This is a genomic window from Janthinobacterium sp. BCJ23 (genome assembly GCF_059617945.1).
Window position 1 is genome coordinate 121,215 of sequence record NZ_JCAQAW010000013.1, and the last position, 16,074, is coordinate 137,288.

18 protein-coding genes are annotated in these 16,074 nt (G+C 63.4%); 6 read left to right on the plus strand and 12 right to left on the minus strand.

Features of this window, described 5'->3' with window-relative positions; translation table 11 throughout:
- Entirely contained in the window at positions 1-831 is an 831-nt protein-coding gene (proC, locus tag AC54AG_RS27710) for a pyrroline-5-carboxylate reductase (RefSeq protein WP_456148505.1), read from the minus strand.
- 16 nt (positions 832-847) lie between these two features.
- The gene (locus tag AC54AG_RS27715) at positions 848-1,549 is read right to left on the minus strand and encodes a YggS family pyridoxal phosphate-dependent enzyme (RefSeq protein ID WP_496632532.1); all 702 of its coding nucleotides are present in this window, start codon (positions 1,547-1,549) and stop codon (positions 848-850) included.
- A gap of 70 nt (positions 1,550-1,619) precedes the next feature.
- Between AC54AG_RS27715 and AC54AG_RS27720 the strand changes: the two genes are divergently transcribed.
- The 4 genes from AC54AG_RS27720 (at position 1,620) to AC54AG_RS27735 (ending at position 6,586) form a co-directional block, all read left to right on the plus strand.
- A complete protein-coding gene (locus AC54AG_RS27720) occupies positions 1,620-2,663 on the plus strand; it encodes a type IV pilus twitching motility protein PilT (protein WP_034749074.1) in 1,044 nt (347 codons plus the stop codon).
- A gap of 3 nt (positions 2,664-2,666) precedes the next feature.
- Entirely contained in the window at positions 2,667-3,806 is a 1,140-nt protein-coding gene (locus tag AC54AG_RS27725) for a PilT/PilU family type 4a pilus ATPase (protein WP_496632534.1), read from the plus strand.
- A gap of 1 nt (position 3,807) precedes the next feature.
- A complete protein-coding gene (locus tag AC54AG_RS27730; RefSeq protein WP_496632536.1) occupies positions 3,808-4,293 on the plus strand; it encodes a glutathione peroxidase in 486 nt (161 codons plus the stop codon).
- A 184-nt stretch (positions 4,294-4,477) separates the two neighbouring features.
- The gene (locus AC54AG_RS27735) at positions 4,478-6,586 is read left to right on the plus strand and encodes a putative bifunctional diguanylate cyclase/phosphodiesterase (protein WP_070305758.1); all 2,109 of its coding nucleotides are present in this window, start codon (positions 4,478-4,480) and stop codon (positions 6,584-6,586) included.
- Here the strand turns inward: AC54AG_RS27735 and glcF are convergent.
- Genes glcF through AC54AG_RS27750 form a run of 3 tightly spaced genes read right to left on the minus strand, consistent with a single transcriptional unit; the run spans position 6,579 to position 10,398 of the window.
- Entirely contained in the window at positions 6,579-7,814 is a 1,236-nt protein-coding gene (gene glcF, locus AC54AG_RS27740) for a glycolate oxidase subunit GlcF (protein ID WP_496632538.1), read from the minus strand. The genes AC54AG_RS27735 and glcF overlap by 8 nt on opposite strands.
- A gap of 6 nt (positions 7,815-7,820) precedes the next feature.
- Positions 7,821-8,891 (minus strand): glycolate oxidase subunit GlcE, encoded by a 1,071-nt coding sequence (gene glcE / locus AC54AG_RS27745; RefSeq protein ID WP_496632540.1) that lies wholly within the window; start codon positions 8,889-8,891, stop codon positions 7,821-7,823.
- A gap of 16 nt (positions 8,892-8,907) precedes the next feature.
- Positions 8,908-10,398, minus strand: coding sequence for an FAD-linked oxidase C-terminal domain-containing protein (locus AC54AG_RS27750; RefSeq protein WP_496632554.1), 1,491 nt, complete (start codon positions 10,396-10,398; stop codon positions 8,908-8,910).
- Between the two features lie 150 nt (positions 10,399-10,548).
- Here AC54AG_RS27750 and AC54AG_RS27755 point away from each other — a divergent pair, with 150 nt between their 5' ends.
- Positions 10,549-11,100 carry a cob(I)yrinic acid a,c-diamide adenosyltransferase gene (locus tag AC54AG_RS27755; RefSeq protein ID WP_219329987.1) on the plus strand — a complete coding sequence of 184 codons (552 nt, stop codon included), beginning with the start codon at positions 10,549-10,551 and terminating at the stop codon, positions 11,098-11,100.
- A 20-nt stretch (positions 11,101-11,120) separates the two neighbouring features.
- Here AC54AG_RS27755 and AC54AG_RS27760 read toward each other — a convergent pair whose 3' ends face one another.
- The 7 genes from AC54AG_RS27760 to AC54AG_RS27790 all read right to left on the minus strand — a co-directional run bounded on the left by AC54AG_RS27760 (position 11,121) and on the right by AC54AG_RS27790 (position 15,258).
- Positions 11,121-11,333, minus strand: coding sequence for a hypothetical protein (locus tag AC54AG_RS27760; protein WP_139143510.1), 213 nt, complete (start codon positions 11,331-11,333; stop codon positions 11,121-11,123).
- A gap of 128 nt (positions 11,334-11,461) precedes the next feature.
- Positions 11,462-11,650: a hypothetical protein gene (locus AC54AG_RS27765; protein ID WP_034749095.1), complete on the minus strand. Its 189-nt coding sequence runs from the start codon at positions 11,648-11,650 to the stop codon at positions 11,462-11,464.
- 101 nt (positions 11,651-11,751) lie between these two features.
- Positions 11,752-11,952 carry a hypothetical protein gene (locus AC54AG_RS27770; RefSeq protein WP_034749098.1) on the minus strand — a complete coding sequence of 67 codons (201 nt, stop codon included), beginning with the start codon at positions 11,950-11,952 and terminating at the stop codon, positions 11,752-11,754.
- Between the two features lie 86 nt (positions 11,953-12,038).
- On the minus strand, positions 12,039-12,218 hold the full coding sequence (locus tag AC54AG_RS27775; protein WP_034749100.1) for a hypothetical protein: 180 nt from the start codon (positions 12,216-12,218) through the stop codon (positions 12,039-12,041).
- Positions 12,219-12,249: 31 nt separating this feature from the next.
- A complete protein-coding gene (locus AC54AG_RS27780; protein ID WP_034749103.1) occupies positions 12,250-12,630 on the minus strand; it encodes a glutaredoxin family protein in 381 nt (126 codons plus the stop codon).
- Between the two features lie 82 nt (positions 12,631-12,712).
- A complete protein-coding gene (locus tag AC54AG_RS27785; RefSeq protein ID WP_034749106.1) occupies positions 12,713-12,898 on the minus strand; it encodes a hypothetical protein in 186 nt (61 codons plus the stop codon).
- A 293-nt stretch (positions 12,899-13,191) separates the two neighbouring features.
- The gene (locus AC54AG_RS27790) at positions 13,192-15,258 is read right to left on the minus strand and encodes an FUSC family protein (RefSeq protein WP_496632545.1); all 2,067 of its coding nucleotides are present in this window, start codon (positions 15,256-15,258) and stop codon (positions 13,192-13,194) included.
- A gap of 242 nt (positions 15,259-15,500) precedes the next feature.
- Between AC54AG_RS27790 and AC54AG_RS27795 the strand changes: the two genes are divergently transcribed.
- On the plus strand, positions 15,501-16,074 hold a 574-nt coding region (locus AC54AG_RS27795; protein ID WP_496632547.1), incomplete at its 3' end, for an IS1595 family transposase.

The window sequence follows — 16,074 nt, forward strand, 5'->3', positions numbered from 1 at the left end:
TTATTTGCCCAGCTCGTCCCCCATTTCGCGCCCGCGCTGCGCGGCCGCCTTGATGCCCTTGACGATGGCGGCTTTCACGCCGCTCTCTTCCATGCTGGTCAAGGCCGCGTAGGTCGTGCCGCCTTTCGACGTGACCCTCTCGCGCAGCAAGGACACGGGTTCGCTGGAGTTCGCCGCCAGTTGCGCCGCCCCCGTAAACGTGGCAATCGCCAGTTGCGTGCCCTGCTCGGGCGTGAGACCCAGCTCGGCCGCCGCCTGCTGCATCGCTTCGATAAAGTAAAACACATAGGCGGGACCGCTGCCGGACACGGCCGTCACGGGGTCGATCTTCGCTTCGTCGTCGAGCCAGACCGTCTGGCCGACGGCGCGCAGGATGGCGTCCGCCGTCTTTTTCTGTTCTTCGCTCACGCCGCCGCTGGCCACCATGCCCGTGATGCCCATGCCGATCAGGGCCGGCGTGTTCGGCATGCAGCGCACGATGGCGGGGTAGTCGCCGAGCCAGCGCGACAGGTCTTGCGCGCGGATGCCGGCCGCGATCGACAGGATCAATGGCGCACGCTCCCCGTCGAGGAAGGGCAGCAATTGCGCCGCCACTTCACGCATGCTTTGCGGTTTCACGGCCAGCACGATCACGTCCACGCCGCGCAGCGCGTCACCGGCGGCGGTGGCCGTCGTGACGCCGAATTGCGCCTGCAATTTTTCCAGCGCCGGCGCATGCGGGTCGATCACGTGGATGTTGCCGCCCAGGGTCAATTTACCCGCCAGGCCGGCGATCAGGGCCGCGGCCATGTTGCCGCCGCCTACGAATGCGATATTCAATTCTGTCGTCATGCTTGTTCTCTCTTCATCAGGAATAGGTGCGGGAACCGAAAATGGCGCTGCCCACGCGCACGATGGTGGCGCCCTCGAGCACGGCGGCGCGCAAGTCGGCCGACATGCCCATCGACAAGGTGTCGAGCGCCAGCCCGTCCGCCTTCAATTGTTCGTACAGCGCGCGCAGTTGCGCAAAGGCAGCGCGCTGAAGCGTGAGCTCCGTTTCGGGCTCGGGGATGGCCATCAGGCCGCGCAAGCGCAAACGGGGCAATTGCGCCACGGCATGCGCCAGCGCCGGCAGTTCGGCCGGTGTCACGCCGCTCTTGCTCGCTTCGCCGCTGATATTGACTTGCAGACAGATATTCAGGTCCGGCAAGCCGGCCGGGCGCTGCTCGGACAGGCGCGCGGCGATCTTTTCCCGTTCCACCGTGTGCACCCAGTCGAAGTGCTCGGCGATGGGGCGCGTCTTGTTGCTCTGGATGGGACCGATGAAATGCCATGCCGGAACGTGCTGCGGCGCAGCTTCCTTCACAAAGGCGATCTTGTCGAGCGCTTCCTGCAGATAGTTTTCGCCGAACGCCGCCTGGCCCGCGCGCATGGCGTCCAGCACGGCGTCCGCGCCGAAGGTTTTCGAGACGGCCAGCAGGGTCACGTCGGCCGGGGCGCGCTGCGCGTCAGCGGCGGCCTGCGCAATACTCTCGCGCACGGCTTGCAAGTTCTGTTCGATTGTGGACATAATCATTTTCTAGTGTATAGGGGCGGCGGCACAGTGCGCCAGCCCATCAATGCAGGCACAGGGATTATAAATGGACATCTCCGAACTACTCGCTTTCTCCGTCAGCAACAAGGCTTCCGACTTGCACCTGTCTTCCGGCCTGCCGCCGATGATACGGGTCAACGGCGACGTGCGCCGCCTGAACGTACCCCCGCTCGAGCACAAGGAAGTGCACAGCATGATCTACGACATCATGAACGACAGCCAGCGCAAGGCGTATGAAGAAGCGCTAGAATGCGATTTCTCGTTCGAGATTCCCGGCCTGGCCCGCTTCCGCGTCAACGCCTACAACCAGGAAAGGGGCGCCTCGGCCGTGCTGCGCACGATTCCGTCAAAAGTGCTGACACTGGAAGACCTGAACGCGCCGCGCATCTTCGGCGAACTGGCCATGCGCCCACGGGGCCTCGTGCTGGTCACGGGGCCGACCGGTTCCGGCAAGTCGACCACCCTGGCGGCGATGGTGAACCACGTCAACGAACGCCTGAACCACCATATTTTGACCATCGAAGACCCGATCGAATTCGTGCACGAACCAAAGAAATGCCTGATCAACCAGCGCGAAGTCGGTTCGCACACGCATTCGTTCAGCAATGCGCTGCGCTCGGCCCTGCGCGAAGACCCGGACGTGATTTTAGTGGGCGAATTGCGCGACCTGGAAACCATCCGCCTGGCGCTGACGGCGGCCGAAACGGGCCACCTCGTATTCGGCACCCTGCACACCTCGTCGGCGGCGAAATCAATCGACCGCATCATCGACGTCTTCCCCGCCGAGGAAAAGGAAATGGTGCGCGCCATGCTGTCCGAATCCTTGCAAGCCGTCATTTCGCAGAACCTGCTGAAAACCAGGGATGGCGCGGGCCGCGTGGCCGCGCATGAAATCATGCTGGCCACGCCGGCCGTGCGCAACCTGATCCGCGAAGCGAAAGTGGCGCAAATGTATTCGGCCATCCAGACAGGCAGCAACGTGGGCATGCAGACGCTGGACCAGTGCCTGTCCGACCTGGTGCGGCGCGGCACGATCTCGGCCGAGACGGCCCGCTCGGCTGCCAAGGCCCCTGAAAACTTCCCCGGATAAGCCATGCAGACGACGCACGAACACTATGGCGCCATGCACGCGCTGCTGGCGCAGATGCGCGCACGGGGCGGCTCGGACCTGTTCATCACGGCCGGCTTTCCTGCCGCCATCAAGCTCGACGGCAAGCTGACGCCGCTGGCGGGCGGCGTGCTCGACGCGCAACAGGCGGCCGGCTATGTGCGCGCCGTCATGAACGAACGCCAGGCGGCCGAGTTCGAATCCAGCCGCGAAGCCAATTTCGCCATCAGCCCGGACGGCCTCGGACGTTTCCGCGTGTCCGCCTTCGTGCAGATGGGCCAGGCAGGCATGGTCTTGCGCTTGATTAATACCGCCATCCCCACGCTCGATGGGCTCGGCTTACCGGCCATCCTGCAAGACATCGTGATGAGCAAGCGGGGCCTCGTCATCATGGTGGGCGCCACAGGCTGCGGCAAGTCGACCACCCTGGCCGCCATGGTGGGACACCGCAACGCGCACAGCCATGGCCACATCATCACCATCGAAGACCCCGTGGAATTCATCCATCCGCACGGCAACTGCATCGTCACCCAGCGCGAGGTGGGCGTCGATACGGACGACTGGGCCACGGCCTTGAAAAACACCCTGCGCCAGGCGCCCGACGTGATCCAGATCGGCGAGATCCGCGACCGCGACACGATGGACCACGCCATCGCGTTTGCCGAGACGGGCCATCTGTGCCTGGCCACCCTGCATGCGAACAATGCCAACCAGGCGCTGGACCGCATCATCAATTTCTTCCCCGAAGAGCGGCGCCAGCAGTTGCTGATGGATCTGTCGCTGAATTTGAAGGGCATGATTTCGCAGCGCCTGATTCCCAACAAGGAAGGCGGCGGACGCAAGGCGGCGCTGGAAATCCTGCTCAATTCGCCGCTGATGAGCGACCTGATCTTCAAGGGCCAAGTGCACGAGATCAAGGAACTGATGAAAAAATCGCGCGAACACGGCATGCAGACGTTCGACCAGGCCCTGTTCGACCTGCACGAAGCGGGCGCCATCAGCTATGAAGACGCGCTACGCAATGCGGACTCCGTCAACGACCTGCGCCTGACGATCAAACTCAAGGGCGCAACGGCGCCGGAACCCGCCCCGCAAACGGGCGCCACCAAACTGGGACTCCTCTGACATGACCAGCATCCACGATTTCCAGGCCGAGGCGCTGGACGGCACGCCGGTCGACCTGGCGCAATACAAGGGCAAGGTGCTGCTGGTCGTCAACACGGCCAGCGCCTGCGGTTTCACGCCGCAATACCAGGGACTCGAAGCGCTGTACCGCGAATTCCACGCGCAGGGCCTGGTCGTGCTGGGTTTTCCCTGCAATCAATTCCGCCAGCAGGAACCGGGGTCGAATGCGGAAATCGGCGCCTTTTGCGAGAAAAACTTCGGCGTCACCTTTCCCCTGTTTGCCAAGGTCGACGTGAATGGCCCGCATACGCATCCCGTATTTGCGCAATTAAAACAGGCGGCGCCCGGCATATTGGGCACGCAATCGATCAAATGGAATTTCACCAAGTTTTTGGTGCGCAAGGATGGCAGCGTATTTCGCCGTTACGCGACGGCCAGCAAACCGGCCAGCCTGGCGGCCGACATCCGGCAATTGCTACAGGAATAGTGATTTGGTGGTTTGATTAAAAACAATAATTGCTGAAATCAATCAATCCGCACTTATTTCATGCTTGATATCAATATTGTGTTTCCAATAGCAAATTTCGGTGATAATGTTTGCATAATTATTCGCAGATATCGATCAAAAAACGATGCCAGTCTTTGGGAAAATATTATCTTCATGGATGCGGATGGGAATTTATTCCCGCCTCTTTCTTCCTATTTTCTTCCTGATACTCGCCGTTTCCGCCGTTCGCTATCACGCCCTGCTCGGCACGGAAACGGCGCTGGCCAATGCGCGCTACCAGAGCGATGCGCGGCAACTCGACCTGTTCCTCGCCAATAGCGTGCTGCCGCTGGCCGTGCACGCGGACAGTCACGCGATGCACGACAGCGTGCGCCAGGTGCTGCGCAGCGCCCTGCCGCTGAACCGCAGCCTCGTTTCCGCGCGCTGGGACACGGCTGGCGGACATGTCGAGGTGCTGGCCGACAGCAAGCTGGCCGGCACGCTGGCCACGGTGCCGGCGTGGTTCGCGCGCCTGGCCGGCATCACGGCCATCCGCAGCCGCCTGACGGTGGCGCTGCCGGACGGCGGCGACGGCATCCTCGACCTGCACTACACGCCCGGCCTGCCCCTGGCGCAGGTGTGGCTCAGGGTGCGCGAGCAGGCCGTCCTCAGCAGCATCAATATCGTGCTCGTCTTCGTGCTGCTGGGCTTGATCCTGGCCACCCACCGCAAGCTGCTGGCGCGCTTCGTGCAAGCGACCGACCGCTTCCGCGACGGCAACTTCGCCGTGCGCCTGGTGGCCGGCGCCACGCCCGAAGCGCAAGCCGTGTCGCAGTCGTTCAACGGCATGGCCGGCGATATCGAAGCACTGCTGACCACGCTGAAAACCAGCCAGCGCCAGCTGGGCGAGCAATTGAACGAAACCGTGCACATGCAGCAGGCGCTGCAAAAGCTGTCCTGGCAAAACTACAATGATGTGCTGACGGGTTTGCCCAACCGTGCCGCCCTGGCCGCCCGCTTCGAACAGGAACTGTTCCTCGCGCGCGAACGCCAGCGTCTGCTGGCCGTCTGCCTGTTCGACCTCGACCACTTCCAGGCCATCAACGACCGCTACGGCGCCGAGGCCGGCGATGAAATCCTCAAGCAGGTGGCCGGCCGCCTGCACGGCTTTACGGGCCAGGTCCACTACGCGGCGCGCCTGGGCGGCGATGAATTCGTCTTGCTGCTGTGCGGCCAGGCCAGCATCGCCAGCATCGAACAGAACGTCACGCAGCTGATGGCGGAACTGTGCCGCCCCTATCAGTGCGACCAGCAGGCGCTGCACATGACGGCCAGCGCCGGCATCGCCGTCTACGCGGGCAAGGACTTGAATACGGAAAGCCTGCTGCGCCACGCCGACCACGCCGTCTACCAGGCCAAGCTGACGGGGCGCAACCAGTACCACTTCTTCGACACCAATCTCGATGAAGAAGTGCGCACCCACCACAACCAGCGCACGGAAGTGCGCCATGCCCTGATCAATGGCGAACTGCGGCTGTACTACCAGCCCAAGGTGAACATGCGCGCCGGCACGGTGGTGGGCATGGAAGCGCTGCTGCGCTGGCAGCATCCGCGCCGCGGCGTGCTGGCGCCCGCGCAATTCCTGCCGCTGGTGGAACAGACGGATTTGATCATCGACATCGGCGAATGGGTGCTGCGCCAGGCCCTGTGGCAGATGCAGCGCTGGGTGGCCAGTGGCAAGCACTGGGTGGTCAGCGTGAATATCGCGGCACGCCACTTCCAGCAACCGGATTTCGTCTCGCGCCTGGAAACCATCCTCGGCGAATTTCCCGGCGTGCGCGCCAGCATGCTGGAACTGGAAATCCTCGAATCGTCGGCCCTGCACGACATCGAAGACGTGCGCCGCATCATCCGCGCCTGCCAGGCGCTGGGCATCACGTTCGCGCTCGACGATTTCGGCACCGGCTACTCGTCGATGTCATACCTGAAACGCCTGCCGGCGAATATCGTCAAGATCGACCAGAGCTTCGTGCGCAATATGCTCAACGACCGCGACGACCTGCACCTGGTGCGCGCCGTTATCGGCCTGGCCCGCTCCTTCAGCCTGACGGTGATCGCCGAAGGCGTGGAAAGCGTCGAACATGGCGCGCGTTTGATCCAGCTGGGCTGCGACCTGGCGCAAGGCTACGGCATCGCCCGCCCCATGCCGGCCGACGCCGTGCTGGAGTGGGCCGCCAACTTCGTGCCGGCGCCGCAATGGCGCATCGCGCAGTACAGCGAAGTGCCTATGTAGGCGTCAAGGCCGAGTCGATCAGCTCGATCCAGTGCCGCACGGGCGTCTCCGTACCCGACTGCAGGTGGCTCAGGCAGCCGATATTGGCCGACACGATCATCTCCGGCTCGCATGCCTCCAGGTTCGCCACCTTGTTGTCGCGCAGCTGCTGCGACAGGGCCGGCTGCAAAATCGAATACGTGCCCGCCGAACCGCAGCACAAATGGCTGTCCGCGCACAGGCGCACGTCGACGCCGACGGCGCGCAAGACCTGCTCCACCTTGCCGCGCACCTGCTGGCCGTGCTGCAGGGTACACGGCGGGTGATACGCCACCCGTTTTCCGATGCGCCCTTGCAGCAGCGCCGCCAGTTCATTTTCAAACGCCGGCATGATCTCGGACAGATCACGCGTCAGCGCCGCGATGCGCCGCGCCTTGTCCGCATACTGCGCATCGTGCGCCAGCAAATGGCCATATTCCTTGACCGTGGCGCCGCAGCCGGATGCCGTCATGACGATGGCTTCCACACTGTCCACGCTGTCTACGTAAGGCCACCAGGCGTCGATATTGCGGCGCATGTCGTCCAGCGCCGCGTCCTGGTCATTCAGGTGATGGCGCAAGGCGCCGCAGCAGCCCGCCTTCGGCGCGACGATCAATTGCACGCCCAAGGCGTCGAGCACGCGCGCCGTGGCCGCGTTGATGTTCGGCGACATGGCCGGCTGCACGCAGCCATCGAGCAGCAGCATGCTGCGTGCGTGCTGGCGCGCGGGCCATGCACCGGCGTCGGCGCCGGGGCGCAATTTGTCCTGCAAGTTTTTCGACAGCAGCGGGCGCAGCGCCTGCCCCGCCTTGTACACGGGCGTAAACAACCAGCGGCGCGGCAAGGCTTCCTTCAACGCGAAGCGCAAGGCACGTTCGCGCAAGGGGCGCTGCACGCGCTGCTCGACGACGTTGCGGCCGATGTCGACCAGGCGCCCGTACTGCACGCCCGAGGGACAGGTCGACTCGCAGTTACGGCAGGTCAGGCAGCGGTCCAGGTGCGTCTGCGTCTTGGCCGTGACGGGCGCGCCTTCGAGCACTTGCTTGATCAAATAGATGCGTCCGCGCGGGCCATCGAGTTCGTCGCCCAGCAGCTGGTAAGTGGGACAGGTGGCCGTGCAAAAGCCGCAATGCACGCAGGCGCGCAGGATGGCTTCGGCTTCGTCGCCTGCCGGCGTATTCTTGATGAAATCGGCGAGATTGGTTTGCATGCGCGCTCAATACATTCTGTGCGGGTTGAAGATGCCGGCCGGGTCGAAAGCCTGCCGCAGACGCTGGTGGATGGTGGCCACGGCCGGCGCCAGCGGGTGAAACACGCCCACGGCCTTGTCGCCGCCACGGAACAGCGTCGCATGGCCGCCGGCGGCCGCCACGGCCTGGCGAATCTGCACGCTGCTGGCCGCATCGGCGTCGCCATCGAGCTTGAGCCAGCGCTGCGCCCCGCCCCACTCGATCAGCTGGCGCCCTTTCAGGATCACGGCGCTGGCGTGCGGCGGCAGCGACAAGCGCCACAGGCTGCCCGCGCCAGCAAAGAAATCGTGCGTTTGCTCGCGCACGGACAGCCAGAAGGCGGATGCTTCTTCTGCTGCCAGCACTTCGCCTTTCAATGATTGCAGGGCCGCCGACACGGCCGCCTCGGCGCCGGACAGGCGCACCGTTAACACGCTGTCATGCCAGCAGCTGGCCGATATCGGCAGCGGCTTGCCCGCCCACTCATTGAGCATGCGCAAGGCGGCGATTTCCGCGCAGGCCACGCGAAACGTTGCTTCGCGCAGCGGCAAGGGCAGCACCTTCAGCGACACTTCCAGGATCAGACCCAGGGTGCCCAAGGACCCCGCCAGCAGGCGCGAGACATCGTAGCCGGCCACGTTCTTCATCACCTGTCCGCCGAAGGCCAGGCGTTCGCCATGGCCATCCATCAGCACGGCGCCCAGCACGAAATCGCGCAAGGCGCCCGCGCTGGCCCGGCGCGGGCCGGACAAGGCACTGGCGACGACGCCGCCCACCGTGGCGCCGGGGCCGAAGTGCGGTGGTTCGAACGCAAGCATCTGGTTGCGCGCGGCCAGCGCCGCCTCGATCTCGGCCAGCGGCGTGCCGCAGCGGGCCGTGATCACCAGCTCCGTCGGTTCATAGTCGATGATGCCCGCATATGCGCGCGTGTCGAGCACCTCGCCTGTCAGCTGCTGACCATACCAGTCCTTCGTGCCGCCGCCGCGCAGGCGCAAGGGCTTGCCCGCCGCGCTGGCCGCCAGTATCTGCTGCCTGAATTGTTCCGCTATCGCTTGCAAAGGGGTCTCCGGAAAATTAAAAACGAGGCAGGTTGGCAAACGGCAGACGTCCCGCCGTCACATGCATCTTGCCGAATTCGGCGCAGCGGTTCAAGGTGGGAATCGCCTTGTCCGGGTTCAGCAAGGTGTGGGGATCGAAGGCACGCTTGACGGCAAAGAAGGCATCGAGTTCGGCGCGCGTAAACTGCACGCACATGGAATTGATCTTTTCCATGCCCACGCCATGTTCGCCCGTGATGGTGCCGCCGACGGCCACGCACAGGGCCAGGATATCGGCGCCAAACGCTTCGGCGCGCTCGAATTCGCCGGGCATGTTGGCGTCGAACAGGATCAATGGGTGCAGATTGCCGTCGCCCGCGTGGAACACGTTCGCGCAGCGCAAGCCATGCGTCGTTTCCATGGCGGCGATACCCGTCAGCACTTCCGCCAGTTTTTTGCGCGGGATGGTGCCGTCCATGCAGTAGTAATCGGGCGAGATGCGCCCGGCGGCGGGAAAGGCGTTCTTGCGACCGGACCAGAATTTCATGCGCTCCGCTTCCGACTGCGAAACGGCGATGGCACTGGCGCCCGCCCCTTCCAGCACGGCCGTCATGCGCGCGATTTCCTCTTCCACTTCCTCGTGCGTGCCATCCGCCTCGCACAACAAAATGGCGGCCGCGTCGATGTCGTAGCCGGCCTTGACGAACGGTTCGACCATGCGCGAAGACGTCTGGTCCATCATTTCCAGGCCGGCAGGGATGATGCCGGCGGCGATCACGTTGGCCACGGCATTGCCGCCCGTGACGACGTCGCCGAACGACGCCATGATGACACGCGCCGTGGCCGGCTTCGGTATCAGTTTCACGGTCACTTCCGTGACGATGCCCAGCATGCCTTCGGAGCCGATGAAGAGGGCCAGCAGGTCGAGACCGGGAGAGTCCAGGCATTCGCCGCCCAGCTCCAGCACATCGCCATTGATGGTAACGATGCGCACGCGCAGCACATTGTGCACGGTCAGCCCGTATTTGAGGCAATGCACGCCGCCCGAGTTTTCCGCCACGTTGCCGCCGATGCTGCAGGCGATCTGCGACGAGGGATCGGGCGCGTAATACAAGGCATATTGCGCGGCCGCTTCGGAGATGGCCAGGTTGCGTACGCCCGGCTGCACCACGGCCGTGCGCGCGTAGGCATCGAGGCGCACGATGCGGTTCAGACGCGCCGTCGACAGCACCACGCCATCGGCGATCGGCAAGGCGCCGCCCGACAAGCCCGTACCGGCGCCGCGCGGCACGATCGGCACGCCAAGTTCGCGGCAGACGCCGAGGATGGCGATGACCTGCTCTTCCGTATCCGGCAAGGTGACCACCATCGGCAACTGGCGGTAGGCGGCCAGGCCATCGCATTCATACGGGCGGGTATCTTCGGCGTCGGACAGCACGCAGCGGGCCGGCAGCACGGCCAGCAGGGCCGCGACGACGGCTTGCTGGCGCGCGGCGGTCAATCCGGATTCAGGAGCGGCATTGAGCATAAGATGGGGACAAATGGACATGGGCGTGCAACGATTGTAAGCACAAAAGTAGCGCGCACCGCATTTTTTGTCCGATTTGCCCGCAAATCCGCGGCCAGGCGGCGCGCAGTGTCGTATGCTGCCCCCATTCTTCTTTACAGGATCAGCATCATGGGCAACCGACTTTCGAAAATCGCCACGCGCACGGGCGACAATGGCAGCACCGGCCTGGGCGACGGCAGCCGCACCAGCAAGGACAGCGCCCGCATCCACGCCATGGGCGACGTGGACGAACTCAATTCCAATATCGGCTTGCTGCTGTGCGAAGCCATGCCCGACGCCTTGCGCGACGAACTGGTGGCCATCCAGCACGACCTGTTCGACCTGGGCGGAGAAATCTGCATCCCCGGCTACCAGTTGATCAAGGAAGAGCACGTGCTGCGCCTCGATGACCTGCTGGCGAAATACAATGCGGACTTGCCGGCGCTTTCCGAATTCATCCTGCCGGCCGGCTCGCGCGCCGCCTCGCTCGCGCATGTGTGCCGCACCGTGTGCCGCCGCGCCGAGCGCAGCATCGTCGCGCTGGCCAATGCGGAACCACTCCACGAGCATCCGCGCCAGTACGTGAACCGCCTGTCCGACCTGCTGTTCGTGCTGTCGCGCGTGCTCAACCGCTTTGCCGGCGGCAGCGACGTGCTGTGGCGGCATGACCGCGCCAGATGACGCGGCCATGCACGTGTTGCTTATTCCGGCATCTCGGGATAGATGCCATTACGGCAGTTTTCAACGCAGAAATTGTAGTTGTCGCGGCAGGAAGCGTCACCCCGGCCTTCGTCGAGACAAATTCCCCTTAATTGGGCGCACTGGAAACCACAGCTTGGAGTGCTGTTTGCCGCCTTGTTGAACGACAGGCTGGCACCTGCAACAAAAAGAAAAAAAGCGATTTTTTTAAACATGCTGTTCCTTAGTGAGCGACGTGAAGTAAACACGCAACATGTCACAGTTTCATGTTGCGCCCAAAGACAAGGGATAGAATCGGCTAGCGCCTTTCTTCAGCACCGGCCAGAATAGTTATTGGATTTTCCTAGCCGCAGGCCTGAAGACACACTTTATTGGCGCGGACGCATGAAGGAACACTGAACTCCATGACACAGGCATCGAGCGCCATATAACACTCGGACTGGCATTCGGAAATGTCGGCGGTACTGCTGGCCATCGCATACGAGGCGCTGACGCCCATGGCAAACAAAAAGAAACCGAGCTTTTTGAACATACGTACTCCTTGGTGGAAATGCGGGATGGCAGGACGGATAAGGTGATTCAGCCAGCCCGGCCACGATACGGGCAGGCCGGCAACCATCATGGACGGCACATTTACGGCAGGTATGGATCGCAGCGGTCGTAGCACATTTGATGAATCTTGGTGCAGGCACCAGGCGCGGTCGGATGGTCCGTCATGCACTGGTCCAGCCTGTCATCGCATTGCGAATAGCATTCCGGCTCGCCGCCGCCGGCAATCGCATACGAGGCGCTGACGCCCATGGCAAACAAAAAGAAACCCAGTTTTTTGAACATAAGCACTCCTGTTGAATTGACAGACGATCACTGACATCCATGGCGCGCCGTCTCTTACGCGCCATCCACACTGCGTCAGCGCGTTCCTAGCGCAGGCACTGGTTCAGGCATTCCTTGTACTGCTGCATGCAAGCTGGCTGGTCGAACTCCACGCAATCGAGCATGTTGCGTTCGCAGACAAAGGTGCAATCGGGGCTGCCCGCGTGCACACTGAAGGACAGGGCCGTGCCGGCGGCAAACAGGAAAGCGGCAATCTTTTTGAACATGGTCAGCCTTTCAAGTTAACAAGTTGAAGCGTCAGATTTTCTTCAGCGCCGCTTCCAGCGCGCCTGCATTGAAACCCTGGATCTTGCGGTTGCCGATCAACACCACCGGTACACCGCCGCCACCGAGTGCTTCATGGGCTTTTCTTGCTTCCGGGGATTTCTCGATATCGAGATCGACGAATTCGATCTTGTTTTCCTTGAAGTAGGCGCGCGTCTTGGCGCAATAGCCGCACCAATCCGTGCCGTACAGCACCACTTTCGTCTGGGCATTCGGGAAATACGCGGCGTAATTGCCCTCGGTGTAATTCGACTTGAGCAAGCCGGGCAACAAGGACAGGCCATAACCGCTGCCCAGGCCGGCGGCCAGGATCAAGCCATACATGGCGATGGTTTTAATTTTCTTTTGCATCATAAGTTTCTTAGAGGCGTAGAGGATCGATGGGCGGCCAGCGCAGCAGGCGATGACCGGCCGCCTCGCAATGCAAAAACGGATATCAGGCGCCGATTTGGCAGACTTTCAGGCAGGCTTTGTAACTGCCGATGCAAAATGGGGATCTGTCACCATTCATCATCGTGCATTCCCGCAGCTCCTCCTCGCAGCTGGAGCAGCCGATATCGGAAGCGATGGCGTAGGAAGCGCTCAGTCCCAGGGTAAAAATAAATGCTGCAATCTTTTTCATTTACTACTCTCCATGTTAGCGATTGCGCCAGGCAAACCTGGCAATCGCGTCAGACCAGTCGTAAAAAAAATCCATATGAATTTCATTTTTGCTTGCTACGAAAACGAATATAGACCGCACTTATTTTAGAGTCAACGTTTCCTTTCGATAAATTTCCAGTTTGAAAAATATATCGGGAAAGCCCATGAAATGTGGAATTTGGAGAGATTGGCAAGCGCCAAACGTCTATACAATATTGGCGCAGCAAGCAGGAAAAGGCCGGTTGCGGGCGCAACCGGCCGAGCGGCTACGCTTCAACGCGAGGATGCCACCGCGCTATCGACGGCCTGCACATGCTCGCGCAGCAAGCCGCGCAACAACTGCACCTGCGCCACCGCATCGGCTTGCAGGACTGTCAAGCCTTCGGCCGCGCACGGATCCGGCGCACTGGCATCGGCTGCACCGCGCAGCAGCGCATCGATTTCTCCGCTGACAGCGGCAATCCACCGTTGCAATTCGGGCGGCGCCGGCTCGGCCTGGGGACTCAAACTGATGCGCGCCGTGCTGCCCGCCACGCGGCGCAGCAGCGGCAAGGTGCGCAGCGCCGCCAGGCCCACGCCGCTGCTGCGATCCAGGCGGCGCTCGATGCGCAAGCGCTGCAGCACTTGCTCCGCGTTATTGCTGGCCAGCCCCGCCTCGCGGCGCAGGCGCGCAATCGCGCTATCCCAGCGTCCGCCCGCCGCCAGCACGGCCAGCAGGTATTTCAGGTTGGCCGACACGGCTTTCGCCAGGCGCTGGTCGAGATCGTCCGCCTCGCGGTCCGGCCACAGGAAAAACGTGGCCAGCAGAGCCAGCACGCAACCGAGCACGTTGTTGCCCAGGCGGCTCATCGCATACACCATCTCGCTGGCCGGCGCCGCATAGTCGGCCACCAGCACGAAGGCGGGCGTCATGAACAGCACGTGCAGGCTGTAGCTGACACGGCGCAGGGCCATCGTGGCGACGATCAGGGGAAACACCACCAGCGAGATACCGAGCGGCGTGTAAATGACCAGGCCGATCAGCACGGCCAGCACGGCGCCCAGCACGCTGCCAGCGACCCGCTCGATGCCGCGCGGCCAGGTGGTCGATACGGATGGCTGCAAGATCAATAAGGTCGCCATCGTGGCCCAGTAGCCGAACGGAATCTGCAAGGCTTCGACCAAGAGGAAGCCGGCCGTCGTCGCCAGCGACACGCGCGCCGCATGGCGCCAGCTCAGTGACTGCGGCGTGGCGTTGACTTTCGCCGTTTGCCACGCCTGCCCCAGCGCCAGGAAGGCCGCCTCGCGCCACGGCAGCTGTGTCGCGCGCGGCAAGCCCAGTTCCATGAAGTCCACGTTCAGTCGCAGCGGCAGCAAGGCGCCCAGCGCCGCTTCCAGGCGCCGTCCGCAGCCCGCCAGGCGGCGCTGCAATGCCAAAGGCGGCGTTTCCGGCTGGCGCTGCACGGCCTGTCCCAGGCGGCGCAGCAACACGGCCATCACTTCCAGGCTGCGCCGCGCGCGCGGGTCCTGGCGCAGGCGCTGCTGCTCGCGCTCGCACGTATGCGTGACGGCGATCAGATAGGCGAAGATGCGCTCGGCGTCGCTGAGCGCCAGCAGCAGGTTGTCGTACAGGGAGCTGCGTCCCGCGCGCGCGGGCGGCACGGCGGCCAGCGCCACGCGCGCCGCTTCCAGCGCTGCACGCGCCTGCGAGCGGTAGCTGGCGCCATGCGCGGTGGCGTCCGGCAGCGCCGGGCCCTGTTCCAGGAAGCGCGCATTGTCGCGCGCGATGCCGGCCAGGCGCGAGTACGCGGCACGGATGGCGCGCCTGGCCGGGCTGAACGGGTGGATGCGCCAGACGGTAAAACTGAGCACGGTGGCAAACAGGCAGCCGAACATGTACAAGCCCAGGAAAGGCGCTGTCTGCGTCATCGATTCCAACGGATGCGTGACCATCACCACGCAGGCCGTGGCCGCCAGGATGGCCACTTGCGCCGTGGCCGCACCCCAGATGCGCGCCAGCGCGCCGGCCCAGGAAAACAGCAGCACGGCGATGGCCGCCGCCACCACGCCATGGCCGGCCGCCAGCGCCGTCAAGCCGCCAGCGACCGTCGACAGCAAGCCGAAGCCCACCATCGAGACGAAGCGCATGCGCCGCGTGCCGGCCGCGTCCGCCAGGCAGGTCCAGAAGGCGCCGATGGCGGCCCAGGAAAAATCGGGGTGGTCGAACAGCAGGCCCAGCAGCAGCATGGCGCTCGAGGCGCAGGCGGCCCGCAGGCCCTCGGACAGATTCGTTTCGTCGATGGCCAGGCTGACCATCCACAGGGGACGGCGCTGCGCCAGCTTGTCGGTATAGGCATGCATGCCCGTCAGCCAGCGGCCGGCCAGTGCGCGCGAACGGCGGTGAAGTTTCCTGAAATGCAAGTTGGACTTTGAAAGGGTATCAAAGCGTCATCGTAGCACTCCCCGACGAAAAATGTTGCAGTGCAGCGTAAAATCCCTGCGGACGAAAAAAAGGGTTCTGTCATCGGCAAGCAGGGGAAATTCCGGAATCTTCCCTTGTCTGTGCTGTCTGACTCTGTATATTCACCCTGCAGGAGCAGATCATGCGGTCAGCCGAATGGATCACCTTGATTGCGCAGTTTGCTCGTTTGAACCAACGCCAGCGCCAGGCAGGCATTACCCTGCTGCGTGGCAACGCGCCACACGACGCGACCGTCGCGCTGCTGGAAAGTGTGGCCCAGCCGCGATTGGCCTGTCCCGCCTGTCACTCGGCACACCTGCACCGGCACGGCCATGCGCACGGCTTGCAGCGCTACCGCTGCGTTCCCTGCGGGCGCACCTTCAATGCGCTCACCGGCACGCCGCTGGCGCGCCTGCGCCACAAGGCGCTGTGGCTCGAGTATGCCGATTGCCTGCTCGACTCATCTTCGGTGCACCAGGCTGCCGGCCAATTGGGTGTGCACCGCAACACCACGTTTCGCTGGCGTCACCGGTTTTTATCGCTGGCAAAGACCGACCGGCCGCATGGCCTGCATGGCATCGCCGAAGCCGACGAGTTATATCTGCTGGAATCGGAAAAGGGATCGAGAAACATGACGCGTCCGGCGCGCCGCCGGGGCGGCCATGCCCACAAACGCGGCATATCGAATGAACAGGTCTGCATCCTCGTCGCGCGCG

Coding starts and splice junctions, on each gene's coding strand:
- AC54AG_RS27725 (WP_496632534.1), top strand. CDS start 2,667: ATGCAGACGACGCACGAACACTATGGCGCCATGCACGCGCTGCTGGCG.
- AC54AG_RS27765 (WP_034749095.1), bottom strand. CDS start 11,650: ATGTTCAAAAAGCTCGGTTTCTTTTTGTTTGCCATGGGCGTCAGCGCC.
- AC54AG_RS27750 (WP_496632554.1), bottom strand. CDS start 10,398: ATGCTCAATGCCGCTCCTGAATCCGGATTGACCGCCGCGCGCCAGCAA.
- AC54AG_RS27720 (WP_034749074.1), top strand. CDS start 1,620: ATGGACATCTCCGAACTACTCGCTTTCTCCGTCAGCAACAAGGCTTCC.
- glcF (WP_496632538.1), bottom strand. CDS start 7,814: ATGCAAACCAATCTCGCCGATTTCATCAAGAATACGCCGGCAGGCGAC.
- proC (WP_456148505.1), bottom strand. CDS start 831: ATGACGACAGAATTGAATATCGCATTCGTAGGCGGCGGCAACATGGCC.
- AC54AG_RS27790 (WP_496632545.1), bottom strand. CDS start 15,258: ATGCATGCCTATACCGACAAGCTGGCGCAGCGCCGTCCCCTGTGGATG.
- AC54AG_RS27715 (WP_496632532.1), bottom strand. CDS start 1,549: ATGTCCACAATCGAACAGAACTTGCAAGCCGTGCGCGAGAGTATTGCG.
- AC54AG_RS27760 (WP_139143510.1), bottom strand. CDS start 11,333: ATGTTTAAAAAAATCGCTTTTTTTCTTTTTGTTGCAGGTGCCAGCCTG.
- AC54AG_RS27755 (WP_219329987.1), top strand. CDS start 10,549: ATGGGCAACCGACTTTCGAAAATCGCCACGCGCACGGGCGACAATGGC.
- AC54AG_RS27730 (WP_496632536.1), top strand. CDS start 3,808: ATGACCAGCATCCACGATTTCCAGGCCGAGGCGCTGGACGGCACGCCG.
- AC54AG_RS27735 (WP_070305758.1), top strand. CDS start 4,478: ATGGGAATTTATTCCCGCCTCTTTCTTCCTATTTTCTTCCTGATACTC.
- AC54AG_RS27780 (WP_034749103.1), bottom strand. CDS start 12,630: ATGATGCAAAAGAAAATTAAAACCATCGCCATGTATGGCTTGATCCTG.
- AC54AG_RS27770 (WP_034749098.1), bottom strand. CDS start 11,952: ATGTTCAAAAAACTGGGTTTCTTTTTGTTTGCCATGGGCGTCAGCGCC.
- AC54AG_RS27785 (WP_034749106.1), bottom strand. CDS start 12,898: ATGAAAAAGATTGCAGCATTTATTTTTACCCTGGGACTGAGCGCTTCC.
- AC54AG_RS27775 (WP_034749100.1), bottom strand. CDS start 12,218: ATGTTCAAAAAGATTGCCGCTTTCCTGTTTGCCGCCGGCACGGCCCTG.